Here is a 16,506-nt window from a genome sequence, read left to right on the forward strand (position 1 = left end):
AACACGGCACAATAACCACGACCACGTGGCCTACTTTTCACCGTCGCTTCTGGCCTAGTTTTCGACCGTCGTCAACAGGCTGACTACGGCGATGGCGGCGGTGTGGGGTGGGGGCGCCCTGGTGTCGGGGCCCCTGCGGCTGGGCTGGGACGTTGTCTCGGGTCGTCGACGCCGTCCGATCCTGATGGGCGTGGGAATCGGCGGGGGGGTTGCGGCAGTGTTCATCTCTGGGGCGTTGCTGGTCCGCGAGATCGACGTGATCGCAGAGCCCATCGGGCGCGTGCTGAGCTATGCAGGCCAGGGTCACCTGGGAGTGCTGGTGGTCATCACCGTGATCAACGGAGTGGCCGAAGAATTGTTCTTCCGCGGAGCGCTCTACAGCGCGCTGGGACCTACTCGGCCACTGCTGTTCTCGACCGTGCTCTATACCGTGGCGACCTCGGTGTCAGGCAACGCGGGGCTGGGCGTCGCTGCGGTGGTGCTGGGCACGGTCTGCGCCCTCGAGCGGCGCGCGACGGGTGGGGTACTGGCACCTGTTGTGACTCATCTGGTCTGGGGGTTGGCCATGCCGCTGGTGCTGCCACCGCTGTTTGCCGGCTGACCCGAACCTTCGTGTGTTCGCTCAACCGCCGTTGAGCACCTTGCGCATTCGCGCGTAATCGCGGCGATACTGACCAGCCAGTCGCTGCTTTTGGGTGTCAGAGAGGATCGCTCCAGAGACCTGGAAGAACTTCTTCTCCTCTTCGCGCAGGTGATGATGAACCTGCTCAGACAACTTCCGAGCCCGGTTCAACCACCCGGCTCGACTTTTGTCCACGACTTGCAGCTCTTCGATGATCTCGTCGATTTCATGATGCTCGTGCAGAGCATGGCGTGAGGAATTCAAGCCGGCGTCGGCCATGAGAACAGGCGCATAGAGGTACCGTTCCTCGGCGGCGGCGTGAGCAGCCAGCTCGACCCGCAGTTCGGTGAACAGCGCGATGCGTTCCTCGGTGTGCGGCGCAGATCGCAGCAATTTGCGGCACAAAGACCGCTGCAGTCGGTGGCTCTCACGCAGGGCGTCGAAAATATTGTCCGCCATGGCCCCATCGTAGAGAAAGAATTAGACCGCGACACCGAGTCAGAAGAGAATGACGGGCAATTCGCGGTCAGCCTTCTGTGCGTACCGGTTCAACGGCTTCGGGGTCGGCGCGACCTGCTGCTAGGCACCGTCACGCCGATGTCCGTGCAGTTCAGCGCGTACTGCCACCGTTGCGATCCGTTTTCGTACGATCGGGACCACGTCGGGGCGGGCCGTGAGACGGTTTCTGGCCCCGGTGCAGGGGCCGAATCGGCATTGCGATCGGCTACATTCCCAGCTTCAATCCGGCCCCTGCGTCGATGAACAACTGTTGGCCGGTCACGAAACGTGATTCGTCCGACGCGAGGTACACCACGGCATGGGAGATGTCGTCGACCTCTACCCACGGCGTCGGCATGGCCTGCAGTATCGGGAACACGACTTCGGCCTCTTCGCGCGTGGGTTCCGGGAGGTCGGGGCGGAAGACCTTGTACATGGGCAGGTTGTGCAGCATGTCGGTGTTGACATTGGTTGGGTGGACCGCGTTCACCCGAATACTGTGCGGCGACAGCGTCAGCGCCAGAGCCTTCGTGTATTCGCGGATCATCTTCTTTGCCAGTCCGTAGCCCGCGCCACCGGGGCCCTGCGGTCCACCGCCGGTTGCGAGGTCCTTCTGGTCGACGAGGCCGGCGATCGAGCCGGTGGCGATCACCGATCCACCCGCCGTCAGGTGATCGAGACTGACATGGACGGTGTTGACGACGCCGAGGAAGTCGACGTCAAACGCGTCGACGAAGCCGCGATACGGGATGTGGTTACCCTGAGGGCAGATGCCCGCATTGGCCACCACGACGTGGAGGCCGCCCAACTGCGCCACAGCATCATCGAGCACCAGCTTCAAGGCGGTGCGATCACGGACGTCGACGACCCCGGTGACCACACGCTGGCCCGATTTCTCGACCAGCCGTGCGGTCTCCTCGAGATCATCGGTGGTGGCCAGCGGATATTCATTCGAGGCGATGTCCGCGCAGATGTCGAGGGCGATGATGTCGGCACCCTCCTCAGCGAGGTGCACGGCGTGGCTTCGCCCCTGCCCGCGAGCCGCGCCGGTGATGAGGGCGACCTTGCCCTTCAGTCGATTCATTCGTACTCCCTTCGATGAGGCGCAAATTCGGTTGTGTCCGGCTTCAGCAGCGGTGGGGGACTTCGCCACACGGGGAAGACCGCGCTCCCAGGCCCTCTCCGGGTCCCACGCCGCCCTTGTGGGGCGCAGAGTACGTCGTCACAGGGCCGCGTTCTCGCTAGCGCCAGGCGCGGCGAAAACACTACTGGCGCACGCGATTGACACAATTGCCCCGGCGATCATTCCCAACCGCATCCGCCGAGCATAGCGGCTGCCTCACAGTTATGACAGTTATATAGGAAGTGTTCCACTGTTTACCGGATTGGTTGCTATGGAAATACGGTCTGTGAACCTGGCGGACTGCCCCCACGACCGTGACAGTTCGATCGCCTGTCATCACATGGCGGTGCGGCTGTCGTATCCCATCGCACGCGGGTCCTGGGAGAATGGCCGCACCATCGCCTGAACTGCATAGGACGCCGCCAATCGACCGTCCTGGGTGAACACCCTGCCTTCGCCCTGAACCAGGCCGCGTCCCGCCCAGATCGCCTCGTTGGCGTACAACAGCCAGTCTGTGACGTCGACCTCATCATGAAAGGCGATGGTGGCCTTCATGATCCCGGTGGACAGGGTCCGGTGAGCAAGCGCTTCACCGAAGCCCTCGTGCGGGAGCATGCCTGCGGCGATGGTCCAGTGCGTGCAGGACTGCGCCAGCAGACCGGCATGCAGATGTGGTTCGCACGGCGCGTCCCGGAATCGCACCCAGGCATGGATCTCCGGCGGGCCGACGCGATCGGGATTGAGGTCATAAGCACCGTCGACGACGCGAATCTCGCGGCCCGGCATGCCGAAGCCCTCGAACGGCACTGCGTCGGCAGGGGAATGGACATGGGGCATCGGTGTCACGTGGGCGAACAGATCCTCTGCCCCCGAATCGCACAGCACGAGCGCGGCGGCGCGGAGCGCGTCGTGTTGTGTCGCACGGACCTCCGCCGTAGAGAACGTTCGGCCGTGTCGAAGAAGTTCGACGGAGAGCTCCACCGGTGCGCCGAATGACGCCGCCTTCGTGAACACCATCGATGCCGATGTGACACGCTGCTCGGGAAGAGTCTTGGAGACTGCGACGATTGCCTCAGCGAGAAGTTGTCCGCCCTCGACGACATCGCGCTGCGTCGGGCCGTGCGCCGGGCCCACGAATCGGCCGCACTCTTGCATCTGCACGTCGATCAGCCGTACCAGCTCGTCAGCATCTCCCCAGATCGGGAACCTGGCGGGTACCTGCGTACCGTCGGGCCAGTGCTCGACCACGACGACGCGCAACCGCTCGTCGTAGAACGAGACGTGGTCGGCGAGTTCGGACACCTCTGCCAGCGGGTTCGGGTAGCTCCAGGCGACGTTGTCGATGCTGCGGTCGCCCGCAACAAGGCGCCAGTAGCCGGCACGACCCTTGAACGGGCAGACCGTGGAGTGTTCGGTGGGCTCGAAGTACTCCCAGATCACATCGGCGGTCGGGAAGTACAGACGATCGGTGTGATCGGTCTCGGTGACCACGAGGCAGGCGTCGCTCTGGGCAACGAGCACGTCATCGAGCCACACCTGCCCGGTATAGGGACAGGGAGCAGTGGAGATCCGGTAGTCGGGGTGGTCTGACCATGCCGACTGCACCTGTGTCGTCATACTCGCATCGGCGGGGCAGGTGACTTGAGAACGATCGACTCCAAGCTGACGTCGGGTTGCTCGATGGCAGCGGCGAAGATGCCGGCCAAGGTGTCGGCGACCGCCTCGGGCGTCATCTGCCTCGCCTGGACGAGACTGCGCGCGAGCCACTCGGTGAGTGCCGTGCTGAGCACACCGGGATCGAAATGCGAACTGAAGTCAGTCGGGACCGTTCCACCCACCTCGACACAGCTGAACCGATAGCCCGGGTGTTCCAGCCGCCAGGCGACCAGGCATCGCTCCAATGCCGCCTTACTGCAGGAGTAGGCCCCCAGCGCGGTGTGCGGGTTGCGAACGGAATCCGAGGACAGTACGGCGACGATCGCCGATGGCGCGAGCAGTGGGAGATGAACGCGAATCATCTCGTGCACGCCGATCACATTGGTCTCGAAAACATCACGCCAATCGTCAACGGTGGTGTCCTCGAACATCTTCAGTGGTGCATAGCCGGAGGTGATCAGAAGGATGTCGATCTGGCCGAGTGCCTCGGCCGCCACCTCGGCGCTGCGCGCGCAATCGGCCGGATTGCGAACATCGGCGACCACCGACACCCCTCGTCCGGCCTCGGCAAGCACCTCTTCGAGCTTGTCCGCCCGGCGCGCCGCCAGAACCACGTCAGCGCCGCTCTTGACCACCCTGAGGGCGAAGGCACGTCCGATGCCGGCCGATGCCCCGATCACCACAACTCGCTTGCCGGCCAGCGATATCTCGCCCACGTCACCTCCGCCGTCGAACCCCACACCTATCCCTCGGGGTAGAACAATAGTGCAGAGGCTGTACTACTGACTAGCGATCGACCGGGATCAGCGCAGGCCGTTGATGGCGAATCTCTGCACGTAGCGGCGGACGGTGGCGGGCTTGGACATGTCGAAGGTCTGGGCCTCGTTCACTGTCGAGAACGAGTAGATGATGCGTGCCAGCCACTCGCTGGCAGCCGTCACGTCCACGTCCGTACCGACCTCACCACGTTTCTGGGCTTCTCGGACATAGGGCACCAGGAAGGCAGTGGTGCGGCGCACGGCAGAGTCGCCGTCGGCGATCATGTGTCGCATCAGCTCGGAGTCGTCCGCCATCAGCCTGTTACGGGTGCGATGGTCGAGCAGAATCTTCGCGTGGGTCTCCGCCATGGCGCCGACCTGCTCGGCCAACGTCGACTTCTTGGCCATGGCAGCGGCGACCTCACGGTAGAACTTCTGGGCGCCGTAGTCGATGGCCGCCTCGATGAGGATGGTCCGGTCTTCGAAATAGCGATACACCGTTCCACGAGACACGCCGGCCATCCGCGCGACGTCCTGCACACTGGTCCGTTGGATTCCGAGCTGCGAGAAGCAGAGGTTCGCAGCATCGAGAATCTGGTCTCGGCGGTCAGACTCCTCGTGTTCGTCGAGCTCGGCCATGGCCCGCTCAGTCGACATTTTGCTCCTCATCGCCGCGCACTTGGATCACCCAATACTACTGGACAGAACGTGTCCTGGTGTCCTGGCATTCTGGCGTGGCCGACGAACACCGCGATGACAAACGCCGCTTCAGATCCCGATCCGGTCGGCGAGCAGGCCGCGATGGTAATCGGCATCACCGAGGAGATGCTGGGAGGATTTCGCTCGCTTGAAGTACATGTGCGCCGGATGCTCCCAGGTGAAGCCGATACCGCCGTGAATCTGGATGCTGGCCGCCGCCGCCCGGGAATAGACATCGGAGCAGTACGCCTTGGCCAGCGGGGCCGCGGCGTGAAGTTGGTCCAGCTGTTCGGCTGCGGTGTGGACGGCGTACTGTGCCACGCCGCGCGCACATTCGATCTCAAGCATCAGATCGGCGCATCTGTGCCGGATCGCCTGGAAGGACCCGATCGGCCTGCCGAACTGGTGTCGTGTCTTGGCGTAATCGACGGCAAGTTCCAGGCAGCGCCGAGCGCCGCCGACCTGCTCGACCGCTAAGCAGGCTGCGGCGATGTCGAGGGCACGCGACAACCCCGTCCACGCCTGTCCCTCGGCGCCGATCAAGTCGGCGGAGGTGGCGTCGAAGTCGATTCGGGCCTGTCGCCGCGTCGGGTCCAGAGTGGAGAGCGCTCGTAGAGACAGCGTGTCGGTGTCCTCGACAGCGAACAGCGAGATTCCGGACGCGGTCCGCGCGACCACCAGCAGCAGGTCGGCAACGTGACCGTCCAAGACAAAGGTCTTACTGCCGTTGATGATCCACCGATCTCCGGCCCGTTGCGCGCGGGTCTGAATGCTGTCGGCGGTCCACCGCCCGGAATGCTCCGCCAGCGCCAGCGCCGCGATCGTGGCACCCGACGCGATACCCGGCAGGTGGCGAGCCTTGGCGGCGTCGTCGCCGGAACACATCAAGGCGGCCGCCGCCGCCACGACGGATCCGAAGAACGGGCCGGGCAACAGCACCCGTCCCGACTCCTCGAGGACGATCCCGAGTTCGGTGTAGCTGAACCCGCCCCCGCCGAACTCCTCCGGGATGGCCAGTCCCTGCAGCCCGAGCTGCTGGGACATCTGCTGCCACACCGCGGGGTCATACCCCAGCGTGCTCTCCATCACGCGGCGCACTTCAGGCTCGGGCGACTTCGCCTCGAAGAAGGTTCGGGCCGTGCGACGAAGCTCGCGCTGATCTTCGGTCTCTGAAAAACCGTCCAGGTTGTTCGGCACTCAGCTGCTCCGTGACTCGTCGGCTGCGCGGCCGGTGGGATCCACTCGGGGGTCGGCTCTGCCCCGGCGCAGCGTGTGCAACCACGCACCGACGGGTGCTGGGGCAGCGACCGGGGTGTCGTGACGGCCGGGGTCCGCACTCCAGAACTCCTGCCAGGACGGGAATTCCTGCTGCAGATTCCCGTCGTGGCGGGGCCGGCCCGGCCACCGCACCTTCTGCGGCCCGAGCGGCGGGTCGGTGATGTCGGACTCGTACCAGAACAGCGGTGTGCGTTTGAGGAAGTACCAGTGGCCGTCCCGACGTCGGTAGCTGTCCAGGTACGCCAGCATCTCAATCACCCACACAGACTCCGTCTCGAGGTCGTTGCGGGAGTACACGAGCCCGGTGGCGGTATCGGCGTCGTGAACATCGATCACGTGGCCGAGCACCCCGTGCGCAGTGCCCAGCAGGTTGTGGCGCAGCTCCGCGTCGTACCAGTCGCGCAACGCGGCACGGCCGCGGCGCCGGCCGGGCACCTTAACGTCGTCGACGAACAGGTTGACCAGGGCGTCGAGATCACGCATATCGAGTGCCACCGCGTATTTCGCTGCGAGCTGTCGGATTTCGTCCAGCGCCTCCAGACGTTCTATGCGAGCTTGGAGGTCGATCAGGGAGGTCACGAGAGTTCTCCGGACTCGATGAGCGCCGTCAGCCGGGCCTTGTCGATCTTGTTGGTGGTGGTGTACGGCAGACGTTCTGGGGAGGAGAGGATCACCCACTTCTTCGGCACCATGTATGCCGCGATCTGCCGGCGTAGCACGGACACGAGATCATCGGCTGAGGCCGTGTGGCCCTCGTTGAGCACCACCGCGGCACCGACGATCGCGCCCTTGTCGGCGTCGGGAACCCCGACGACGTAGGCGATGCGCACTGCGTCGATCCGTCCGAGGGCGGCCTCGACCGCCATGGGTGCCACATTCGTGCCGGCCGTCTTGATCATCTCGTCGATGCGGCCGGCGAAGTACAGATGGCCGTCGTCGTCGCGGTAACCGGCGTCCCTGGTGTGCAACCAGCCGTCGCGGTCGACCACCTCGAGCCGGTGTTTGCCCACCATCCCGCGCATCATCGCCGTTCCCCGGACACAGATCTCACCGGTGACGCCGTTGGGCACCTCGCAACCGGATTCGTCGATGATCTTGTGTTCGTAACCGGGCGCCGCGACACCCAACGAGCCACGCTTGGACTCGGGCACCTGCTCGTGCGGCGGCCACCACGTGTGGGAGCTGCACGTCTCGGTCATCCCGAGCTGCGCCACCCGCAGCGAGGGATCCGGGGTGCGGCGCCCCGGCGGGAGCAGCACCTGCTGGTATCCGTCGCGCAGGCTCGACAGGTCGGTGGATGCGAAATCCGGGTGATTGACCAGCGCCGGGCCGATATGGGGAAATCCGGTGGTGTAGGTGGCTTTCTCCGCGGCGAGAAGGCGCAACACCACACCTGCGTCGAACTTGTGCTCCGTCAGGATCGTCGCGCCGACCTGAAGGGGCCCCAAGAAGCCGAAGACCAGCCCGGCGACCCAGAAGAACACCATCGGCACGTAGATCCGGTCCTCGGGGTTCCACTGGTGGGCCGTGGCGATGAACCGGGAGTGGGCGATCGTGGTTCCGTGGGTGTGGATGATGCCCTTCGGATTCGACGTGCTGCCCGAGGTGTAGATGACGAGCAGATCGTCGGCCGGACGCACCGTGGTCTCGCACGCCCGCAGGAGGCTCCGGGGGACCGGATCGGGCCAGGTGCTGGGCCAGGTACGACTGGTGGCACCGAGCGGAAGGATGTTGCGCAGGTGGGGGAGTCGCTGACAGCGCAGTTGTCCGCCGACGTTCTCCAGTTCGCCGGCGGCGGCTTCGATCCGTTGGAGGACGTCGCGTCCGAGAAGCGTCTCGACCGCCAGCAGCGTATGGATGTCGGCGTCGCGCAGCACCCACTGCAGTTCGGCGGGCTGGAAGAAGGTGTTGATGGGTACCGCCACCGCACCGGTGCGGGTGACCGCCAGGAAAGCCGTCACGAACTCGGCGCCGTTCGGCGCCAGGATGCCGACACGGACGCCCTTGGTGACGCCCGCCGCGATCAGCCGGGCCGCCAGGTCGGCCGAGCGCTGCTCGGCATCGGCATAGCTGATCCGCTCCACACCGCTGTCGGTGGCGCTCACCACCAGGTCGTTGGCTCCATGCGCGTCGGTAACCGCCTCCAACATGGCCGGCAGAACCGCGTCGTAGGGCAGCGGGTCGTAGTGGAACACCGGCGTGGTCTGCGCCATGGACGTCATTCGACCACCCAGCGCGGCTCTCGCTTCTCAGCGAACGCAACCATCCCCTCGCGATAGTCGGGGTGCGTCATCTGATGCTGCAGGACGTAGCGATATGCCACATCATGGGCGGCGTGCAGCCCGACATCCAGGCTGGTCCACATCGCCTTGATCGAGGCCTGCACGGTCGCCGGCGACAACTTCGTGATCGCCGAAGCGATCTCGCGGGCACGGTCCTGCAGTCGCTCGGCGGGCACCACTTCGTTGACGAGCCCGATCTCGTGAGCGCGCGAAGCGGTGATGCGACCGTCCTTCGTCATCAGCCCGAGTTGCATCACCATCGACAGGGGCATGCGTCGCAACAGCACAGCAGGCTCCAGCGCGAAGACGTTACCGACCTGCAGATGGGTGTCGATGAGTTCGGCGTGTTCGGCAGCGATGATCAGATCGGAGTCGGCCACCTGGTGCAGCGCCCCACCGACTGCCATCCCGTTGAGCGCACAGATGACCGGCTTCCACACGCCGTGGTACAGCCGGGAGCCGGGCACCTTGTTCCGGATGCCGTTGGCTGCGGTGGCCTTGATGTCCTGCCCCACGGAGAACGCCCGGTCGCCGGCGCCCGTGATGATCGCCACCCGGATGTCGGGGTCGTCGCGCACCCGGCCCCACGCCCAGCCCAGTTCTGTGCGGGCCAAGTCGTCTGTGGCGTTGAGGCGCTCGGGCCGGTTGATCGTGATGGTGGCGATGTGATCGCTGACGTCGAACAGAATCCTCTTCAGGTCCATCGAATCTTCCGACCTCCAGACGCACACCGAGATGAACAGACTAGCAGAATTTGTCTCATTGTCCTGTGTTCGACGATCACGGCATCCACTGTCCTCCCGAGACCGAGATCAGCTGACCGGTTACGTGCCCGGCAGCCGGGGAGCACAGGAAGGCGACCGTGTTCGCGACGTCCTGAGGGGCACCGAGCTGACCGATCAGAGTGGAGTTCCGCATGGATTCCAGTTCGGCATCGGTCTTGCGGGACAACAGCCAGGGCGTCGCAGTGGTCCCCACCACCACGGTGTTCACCCGAACACCAGACGAGCCCAACTGCACGGCCATCAGTCGGCTGAGTCCCTCGACGCCCGCCTTGGCAGCCGCATAGGCCGGCGGCCCGGTCCGCACCCCGTGGGCCGACACCGAGCTGATGTTGACGATCGCGCCGGATCCCTCCCGGACCATGTGGCGGGCCACCACCTGCGACATCACGAAGGTGCCCTTGAGATTGACTTCGACGATCCGGTCCCAGTCGTCGTCGCTCTGGTCGAGAAAGCTCCCGGGCAGCGTCATCCCGGCATTGTTGACCAGTGCGCCGATCGGTCCGTGGGCTGTGGCCAACTCATCGATCGCCTGTTCCACCGCCGCCCGGTCCGTGATCGACAACAGCAGCGGCAGCAGACTGCCCGCACGCGCCGCCGGCGAGGCTGCCGCACGTGCGATCGCCTTCTCGTTCACGTCGACGACGGCAGTGCGGTAGCCGGCGTCGATCAGAGCCGTGGCGATCGCCTCTCCGATGCCGCGTGCTCCACCGGTCACCACCGCCACGGGGCGCGCCTCATCCGACACGTCGCCGCCTGGTGTCCACGGCCTCACGCTCGATCATGTCGATCGTGGGGCGGACCAGGCCTACCGCATCGGCCATTCCCGCCACCAGATCACCCGATCCACCACCCGACACCCAGAGGTCGATCGCAGACCGGTTGGCACCGTTGATCACCGCGGCCGCCAGTCGTGGCCGCACGTCCCCCGAGGCGTCGCACTCCAACCGTCGAGCGACCTCCGTCGTCATCTGGTCGATCCAGTCGTCGTTGATGCGCAACATCGTGGCGCGCAGGGCCGGAAGCGCGCCGTACAACCTGGCCCGGAGCAGGAAGATGTCGGGGCTCTGCGAGATCGCCACGGCGACAGCTTCAGAGGACTCGGCCAAGGCCGCCCACAACGAGGTGTCGCGCACCGCGCGGAAGCGACCGGTGGCTTCGGCGAGACGGTCGGCGTAGCCATCGAACAGGATGTCCTCCTTGGCGGTGAAGTGGTGGAAGAACGTGCGCGGTGAGACTCCGGCGGCCTCAGCGATCTGATCGACGGTGGTCTGCTCGTAGCCGTTGGTGGCGAACAGGTCGATGGCAGCCGCGATGAGGGCTTCCCGGTTTCTGCGACCTCGTGCGCGCCGTTGGTCCACGGTCAGCATCCGGCCAACGATGCGGTGCCGGAACTGAGCGCGACGACGTCGCCCTGCAGAGTCTGGAATCGGACCCGACCAGAGCCGTCACGCCAAATCTCGGTCCGGAGTTCGGAGCCGAGGCCCACCGGCTTCGCGAAACGACATCCGATGGACGTCAAGGTGGCGGGATCGTTGTTCCCGACCACATTGATCAATGCCCGTGCCGCGAAGCCGAGTGTGCACAAGCCGTGCAGGAACACGTCGTCGAACCCGTATCGACGGGCGGCTTCGGGATCGATGTGCAGCGGGTTGCGATCACCGCTGAGCCGGTAGATCGCCGCCTGCTCCGGGCGGACCTCGTCGGTGTACACGCCGTCCGGAGCGGTCTGCGGCGCCGGCTCGGCGGCCGGTGGGCGAGGACCGCCGAAACCGCCCGCCCCCAGAGCCATCGTCTGGGAGATCGCCCGGAAGACGGTGCCGTCGGCGTCGGCGCCGGTCGAGGTCACCTCGATGACCGCATGTTTGGTCGTGTCCCACAACGCTGTCACCTCGGCAGCGACGTTGACGTCGCCGCTCGCGGAGATCGGACGCTCAAGGTGGAGGGACTGGGCCGAGTGCACGATGGGGACAGCTCCGAGGTCCAGTGCCGCGCGCAGGTCCTTGACCGCCCACCAGTTGGCGATCAGCGCATAAGTCGGCAACACCGCGGGGCCGACATGCTCGTCGACGAGGTGCCGCTCCGCCGGCGGACGGGCTCCGACGCCGAGGGCATAGAGGATGACATCGGTCGGTGTCCAGCGGTGCGAAGTCGCGGGCAGTCGGGTGCCTACGAGTGCATCGGACAGGGCTACAGGTCCGGCCATGCGACCTTCCATCGTTGAACGAATTGACGCTATGTGTTCAATCGTGCAGTATTGTCGCAGCAACTGCAACTATTTATCGGTGGAGGTACCGGCGTGCGGTTCGGCGTGTTCATCCTTGGTGACAAACCCAATCACCTCAGCCACGCTGAGGTTCTCGCGAACGTGCTCGAGGAGGTGCGCTGGGCCGAGGAGTTCGGCTACGACGAGGTCTGGCTGGCCGAGCACCACTTCTCGCCGTACGGCACGCTTGCCGATCTGCCGCTGGTGGCGGCTGCCATCGCAGCGCAGACCGACAGAATACGGATCGGCACAGCCTGTATGGTGGCGCCGTTTCACGACCCGATCCAACTTGCGGAACGCATCGCCTTGGTGGACAACCTCAGCGGTGGCCGGTTCGATGCCGGCTTCGGTCGGGGCTATCAGGCCCACGAGTTCAAGGGTTTCGGCATCCCGATGGACGAGGCCACCGCGCGGTATCAGGAGTGCGTGGAGATCGTGAACCTGCTGCTCTCCGAGGAGCACGTCACCTACCACGGAAAATTCTGGCAGATTGACGACGTGACGATCCATCCCCGTCCGGTGCAGCAGAAGGTGCCGGTGTGGGGCACCGTGATGAAGACACCGTCGAGCTTTGAGTGGTTGGCCGACAAGGGTTTCGGTGCCATCATCGGAAATCCGTACCAGGTCGACCCGGATCTGCAGGGCGCTCTCGACATCTACCTGGAGACACAGGCCAAGAAGGGACTAGCTGCGGCCACCGGAAATGTGTGGGCGCTTCTCAACGCGTTCTGTCACGAAGACGACGGGTTCGCGCGCGCGTATCCGCGTGAGAGCGTTGAACTCTCAATCGTGACACACCGCAAGTACTCCAGCCCCTTCGAGCGCGGCGGAGACATCCCGGCTGATTACAAGGCATATGCCGACTGGTTCGACAAGCACGACAAACAGAGTTACGAGCAGGTGTTGAACTCGCACCTCACCCTCATGGGCGATCCCGATCGCATCATCAAGAAGATGGGCACTGTCATCGACATGGGCTGGCGCAACATCATGCTGCGGATGTCACGGGGCGGTGCAATGGACCGTGCCAAGGTTCGCGACTCCATGAAGCTGTTCGCCGAAGAGGTGATTCCTGCGGCAACCGAACTCGCGGCAGCGTCGGCTTGAGCCAGCAACTCGCCAGCCGCATCCGGACGGTGCTGGCGCTCGATCCGTCGGCGGAGGCCATCGAGTACCGGGGCGGTTGGACCACCTGGGGGGCCATCGCCGACCTCGCGTATGAGGTCGAGAGCCGTTTGCGGGCTGCGGGATTGGGTTCCGGAGCGCCGACCGGTCTGATCCTTCGCAACGACCCGGCCCTGATAGCGGCGTTATTGGGGGTCCTTCTCATCGACGGGTGCGTGGTCACCATCAACGCCGGCAGTGGAGACAGCCGCCTGGCATCCGACATCGAGAGCCTTCGCCTGCCCTGCGTGATCGGCCTTGACCTGGACTGGCAGCGATCCTCGGTCCCGGCGGCGGCGACGGGTGCACTCGGTCTCAAGGTCAGCGGTACCTCGTTCGAGGTGGAGAACGTCGCCGGCCTCGAGCATCCCGGAGCCGGCCCGTTCCATCCGCAGCAGCCCGGTACCGCCGTCGAGATGCTGACCAGTGGAACCACCGGCCCTCCAAAGCGGATACCGCTGTCCTACAACGCATTCAGTCACACTCTTGATGCTGCCAGCGCACACTACGGATCGAGTGCAGCCGAAGGGCCGCGCCTTCGCTCCGGGGTGGCCATCGTCAGTTCTCCACTGGTGCACATGTCGGGACTGTTCCGCACACTGCTGAACATCTGCGAGGGGCGCAGGATCGCCCTGCTCGAACGGTTCCGGGTGGCGGATTTCGTCGACCTCGTCGCGCGTCACCGGCCGAGAGCGGTCAGCCTGGTGCCGTCGGCCTTGGCGATGGTGCTCGACGCGGGAGCGCCGCCTGAGGTCTTCTCCAGTGTCGAGGTGGTCACCTCCGGCACGGCGCCGCTGCCGGTCGAAGTCCAAGAGGCCTTCGAAAAGAGGTACGACGTCGCGGTGCTGCCCTCCTACGGCGCAACGGAGTTCGCCGGCGGCGTCGCGGGCTGGAACCTGGCACTGCACCGGGAATGGGCCGAGGTCAAGCGGGGCAGTGTCGGACGTCCCCAGCGCGGACGCGAAGTCCGGATCGTCGCGCAGGACGACGGCCGCGAACTGCCCCCCGGGGTGCAGGGCCTGATCGAGGTGCGCACGCGCGGCGGGGAATGGGTCCGGACCACCGATCTTGGCCGCCTCGACGAGGACGGCTTCCTGTTCGTCGACGGCCGTACCGACGATGTGATCATCCGCGGAGGATTCAAGATCGCACCCTCGGACGTGGTGGCGGCGCTGCGCAGTCATCCCGCCGTCCGCGACGCGGGAGTCGTCGGGGTTCCCGATGCGCGGCTGGGCGCTGTTCCGGTCGGCGCTGTGGAACTCGTCGACGGCGCCCAGGTCGAGTCCGAAGAACTGCTCGAGTTCCTCGGTCAGCGGCTCACCCGATATCAGATGCCGGTCCGCCTGGCGGTGGTCGACGAGTTGCCCCGTACCCCGTCGTTGAAGGTGAGTCAGCCCGCACTTCGTGAACTGCTCGGACAGGAGATCAAGTGAACCAGAGCATCCGTGGCGCCGCCGCTGTGGTCGGTGTCGCCGATGAGGTGTCACCGTCCGGTGTCATCGACCTGCCGTTGCGAGAGCTCGAGGCTCGCGTCATCACGGCCGCCCTCGCGGACGCGGGACTCTCGCTCGCGGACGTGGACGGTCTCTGCACGTGCACCGGCGGCACTCTCATGCACTCCGTTGAGCTGGCCGAGTATCTCGGCATCACACCGAGATTCACCGATGCCACCCAGACCGGGGGGGCCAGCTACGGGCTGTACGTGGAACATGCTGCCGCAGCGATCGCCGCCGGCCAGGCCGAAACCGTGGTGATCGTCTACGCATCGACCCCCCGAGCAGCGCGGAAGCGTGGCGAGAAGGGACTCGGCGTCTTCGCCACCCCGGACCGGCTGGAGTGGGAGACGCCGTTCGGGGTGATGTCGCCGATCACCGCATACGCCCTCGCCACGAACCGGCATATGGCAACCTACGGCACCACCGCAGAGCAGCTCGCCCAGATAGCGGTCGACACCCGGACCTGGGCGACCCGCAACCCGCGCGCACATCTGCGCGAACCGATCACCGTCGAGGACGTCCTGCAATCCGGTCACCTCGCCGAGCCGATCCACAAGCTGGAATGCTGCCTGGTCACCGACGGTGCCGCCGCGATCGTGCTCACCAGTGCCGAACGTGCTCGAGATCTCGAGCGACCTGTCTACGTGCTGGGGGCAGCGTCGGCCGCATCGCACGCCATGATCACCCAGATGCCCGACCTCACCGTCACGCCGGGCGCGCTGTCCGGGCCCGCGGCGTTCGCCACCGCGGGGCTGACCCCCGACGACATCGACGTCGTGCAGTTGTACGACTCGTTCACCATCACCGTCCTGCTGGCGCTGGAGGACCTCGGCTTCTGCAAGAAGGGGGAAGGCGGGCCGTTCGTGGCGGACGGGGTGCTCGCGCCGGGGGGTGCACTCCCCGGTCAGACGACGGGCGGGGGCCTGGCGTACACGCATCCGGGTGCCTTCGGCGCTTTCCTGTTGGTGGAGGCCGCCCGTCAGCTGCGCGATGCGGGTGGCGAGCGACAGGTCCCCGGTGCACAGACCGCCCTGGCCCACGGTACCGGCGGTGTGCTGTCCGCGACGTCGACGGTCATCCTCGGAACGGAGGCGACACTGTGAGTGCGGAATTCCCGGTACCCGATCCCAGCGCGATCTCGGCGCCATACTGGGCCGCGACGGCACGGCGCGAGTTGGTCATGCAGCGCTGCGACGACTGCCGCCGACTGGTGTGGTTTCCACGCCACATGTGCCCGCACTGTGCCGGCTTCGCCCTGCGCTGGGAGCAGTTGTCCGGCCGCGGCGTCATCTACGCGGTCAGCGTGCACCATCGCCCCGCGCATCCGGCGTTCGCCGATCGGGTGCCCTACTCGGTCGTCCTGGTCGACCTGGAGGAGGGGGCTCGCATCATGTCGAATGTCTTCGGCCCACCGCCATCGGTGGGGGACGAGGTCCGCGTCGCATGGCTGGCACTGCCCGACGGTCGCAATCTCCCCACCTTCGAACGCCGATGAGCGCAACACTGCGTCGGGTCCGCGAGGAGATCGTCCTGCGGCACATCGCGGGAGAAAACGACCGCGACCTGGCAGCGGTGATGGCGACCTTCACTCATCCCCGCTACGAGATCATCCCGACTGCAACGGTTTACGACGGCGACAATGAGGTCCGGGAGATGATCCTGCGGCAGTGGCAGGAGTTGCCGCGGATGCACTATTCCGCGGCGGGCGTCTACCACGGACCTGATGGTGTCGTCATCGAGACCAGGACGACGTGCCCCGGCACGGATCTCGACATGCTCAGCGTCAACGTGTTCGGATTCGAGGGGGAAGACCTGATCGTTGAGCGCTGCTATTTCGACCGAATGCTGTTGGCAGATCAATTGAAACGAGCCGGCCTGTAGG

18 protein-coding genes are annotated in these 16,506 nt (G+C 65.6%); 6 read left to right on the forward strand and 12 right to left on the reverse strand.

Annotated elements, in window-relative coordinates; genetic code table 11:
* Positions 1 to 91 precede the first annotated feature (91 nt).
* Positions 92 to 601 (forward strand): CPBP family intramembrane glutamic endopeptidase, encoded by a 510-nt coding sequence (locus AWC18_RS18565; RefSeq protein WP_085139684.1) that lies wholly within the window; start codon positions 92 to 94, stop codon positions 599 to 601.
* Positions 602 to 622: 21 nt separating this feature from the next.
* Here AWC18_RS18565 and AWC18_RS18570 read toward each other — a convergent pair whose 3' ends face one another.
* From AWC18_RS18570 to AWC18_RS18625, 12 genes are all read right to left on the reverse strand, one after another.
* Positions 623 to 1,081, reverse strand: coding sequence for a hemerythrin domain-containing protein (locus AWC18_RS18570; RefSeq protein ID WP_064999381.1), 459 nt, complete (start codon positions 1,079 to 1,081; stop codon positions 623 to 625).
* 265 nt (positions 1,082 to 1,346) lie between these two features.
* Positions 1,347 to 2,204, reverse strand: coding sequence for a mycofactocin-coupled SDR family oxidoreductase (locus AWC18_RS18575; protein ID WP_064999382.1), 858 nt, complete (start codon positions 2,202 to 2,204; stop codon positions 1,347 to 1,349).
* Positions 2,205 to 2,579: 375 nt separating this feature from the next.
* Positions 2,580 to 3,860: a DUF427 domain-containing protein gene (locus tag AWC18_RS18580; protein WP_082961247.1), complete on the reverse strand. Its 1,281-nt coding sequence runs from the start codon at positions 3,858 to 3,860 to the stop codon at positions 2,580 to 2,582.
* Positions 3,857 to 4,615, reverse strand: coding sequence for an SDR family oxidoreductase (locus tag AWC18_RS18585; RefSeq protein WP_109470469.1), 759 nt, complete (start codon positions 4,613 to 4,615; stop codon positions 3,857 to 3,859). Before AWC18_RS18585 ends, AWC18_RS18580 begins: the two co-directional genes overlap by 4 nt.
* A gap of 87 nt (positions 4,616 to 4,702) precedes the next feature.
* Positions 4,703 to 5,314 (reverse strand): TetR/AcrR family transcriptional regulator, encoded by a 612-nt coding sequence (locus AWC18_RS18590; RefSeq protein ID WP_085139685.1) that lies wholly within the window; start codon positions 5,312 to 5,314, stop codon positions 4,703 to 4,705.
* 111 nt (positions 5,315 to 5,425) lie between these two features.
* Positions 5,426 to 6,553, reverse strand: a complete 1,128-nt coding sequence (locus AWC18_RS18595; protein WP_207504867.1) for an acyl-CoA dehydrogenase family protein — start codon at positions 6,551 to 6,553, stop codon at positions 5,426 to 5,428.
* Positions 6,554 to 7,213, reverse strand: a complete 660-nt coding sequence (locus AWC18_RS18600; protein WP_064999384.1) for a nuclear transport factor 2 family protein — start codon at positions 7,211 to 7,213, stop codon at positions 6,554 to 6,556.
* The gene (locus tag AWC18_RS18605; protein ID WP_085139686.1) at positions 7,210 to 8,856 is read right to left on the reverse strand and encodes a class I adenylate-forming enzyme family protein; all 1,647 of its coding nucleotides are present in this window, start codon (positions 8,854 to 8,856) and stop codon (positions 7,210 to 7,212) included. The genes AWC18_RS18600 and AWC18_RS18605 overlap by 4 nt, the downstream gene beginning before the upstream one ends.
* Complete coding sequence (locus AWC18_RS18610; RefSeq protein WP_085139687.1) at positions 8,853 to 9,620, reverse strand: enoyl-CoA hydratase-related protein; 768 nt, start codon at positions 9,618 to 9,620, stop codon at positions 8,853 to 8,855. The genes AWC18_RS18605 and AWC18_RS18610 overlap by 4 nt, the downstream gene beginning before the upstream one ends.
* A gap of 76 nt (positions 9,621 to 9,696) precedes the next feature.
* Positions 9,697 to 10,446, reverse strand: coding sequence for an SDR family NAD(P)-dependent oxidoreductase (locus AWC18_RS18615; protein ID WP_085139688.1), 750 nt, complete (start codon positions 10,444 to 10,446; stop codon positions 9,697 to 9,699).
* Entirely contained in the window at positions 10,436 to 11,068 is a 633-nt protein-coding gene (locus AWC18_RS18620; RefSeq protein WP_085139689.1) for a TetR/AcrR family transcriptional regulator, read from the reverse strand. Before AWC18_RS18620 ends, AWC18_RS18615 begins: the two co-directional genes overlap by 11 nt.
* A complete protein-coding gene (locus tag AWC18_RS18625) occupies positions 11,062 to 11,904 on the reverse strand; it encodes a MaoC/PaaZ C-terminal domain-containing protein (RefSeq protein WP_064999460.1) in 843 nt (280 codons plus the stop codon). The genes AWC18_RS18620 and AWC18_RS18625 overlap by 7 nt, the downstream gene beginning before the upstream one ends.
* Positions 11,905 to 11,955: 51 nt before the next feature.
* Between AWC18_RS18625 and AWC18_RS18630 the strand changes: the two genes are divergently transcribed.
* From AWC18_RS18630 to AWC18_RS18650, 5 genes are read left to right on the forward strand one after another with little or no spacing between them, the layout of a single operon-like run.
* The gene (locus AWC18_RS18630; RefSeq protein ID WP_234784554.1) at positions 11,956 to 13,071 is read left to right on the forward strand and encodes an LLM class flavin-dependent oxidoreductase; all 1,116 of its coding nucleotides are present in this window, start codon (positions 11,956 to 11,958) and stop codon (positions 13,069 to 13,071) included.
* On the forward strand, positions 13,068 to 14,561 hold the full coding sequence (locus AWC18_RS18635; protein WP_234806586.1) for a class I adenylate-forming enzyme family protein: 1,494 nt from the start codon (positions 13,068 to 13,070) through the stop codon (positions 14,559 to 14,561). Before AWC18_RS18630 ends, AWC18_RS18635 begins: the two co-directional genes overlap by 4 nt.
* Entirely contained in the window at positions 14,558 to 15,727 is a 1,170-nt protein-coding gene (locus AWC18_RS18640; protein ID WP_085139690.1) for an acetyl-CoA acetyltransferase, read from the forward strand. The genes AWC18_RS18635 and AWC18_RS18640 overlap by 4 nt, the downstream gene beginning before the upstream one ends.
* Positions 15,724 to 16,119, forward strand: coding sequence for a Zn-ribbon domain-containing OB-fold protein (locus AWC18_RS18645; protein WP_234806587.1), 396 nt, complete (start codon positions 15,724 to 15,726; stop codon positions 16,117 to 16,119). Before AWC18_RS18640 ends, AWC18_RS18645 begins: the two co-directional genes overlap by 4 nt.
* Positions 16,116 to 16,505, forward strand: coding sequence for a nuclear transport factor 2 family protein (locus tag AWC18_RS18650; protein WP_085139691.1), 390 nt, complete (start codon positions 16,116 to 16,118; stop codon positions 16,503 to 16,505). The genes AWC18_RS18645 and AWC18_RS18650 overlap by 4 nt, the downstream gene beginning before the upstream one ends.
* Position 16,506 lies beyond the last annotated feature (1 nt).

This window comes from Mycolicibacter nonchromogenicus (genome assembly GCF_002101775.1).
In the GTDB taxonomy this organism is placed as follows: Bacteria; Actinomycetota; Actinomycetes; order Mycobacteriales; family Mycobacteriaceae; genus Mycobacterium; species Mycobacterium nonchromogenicum.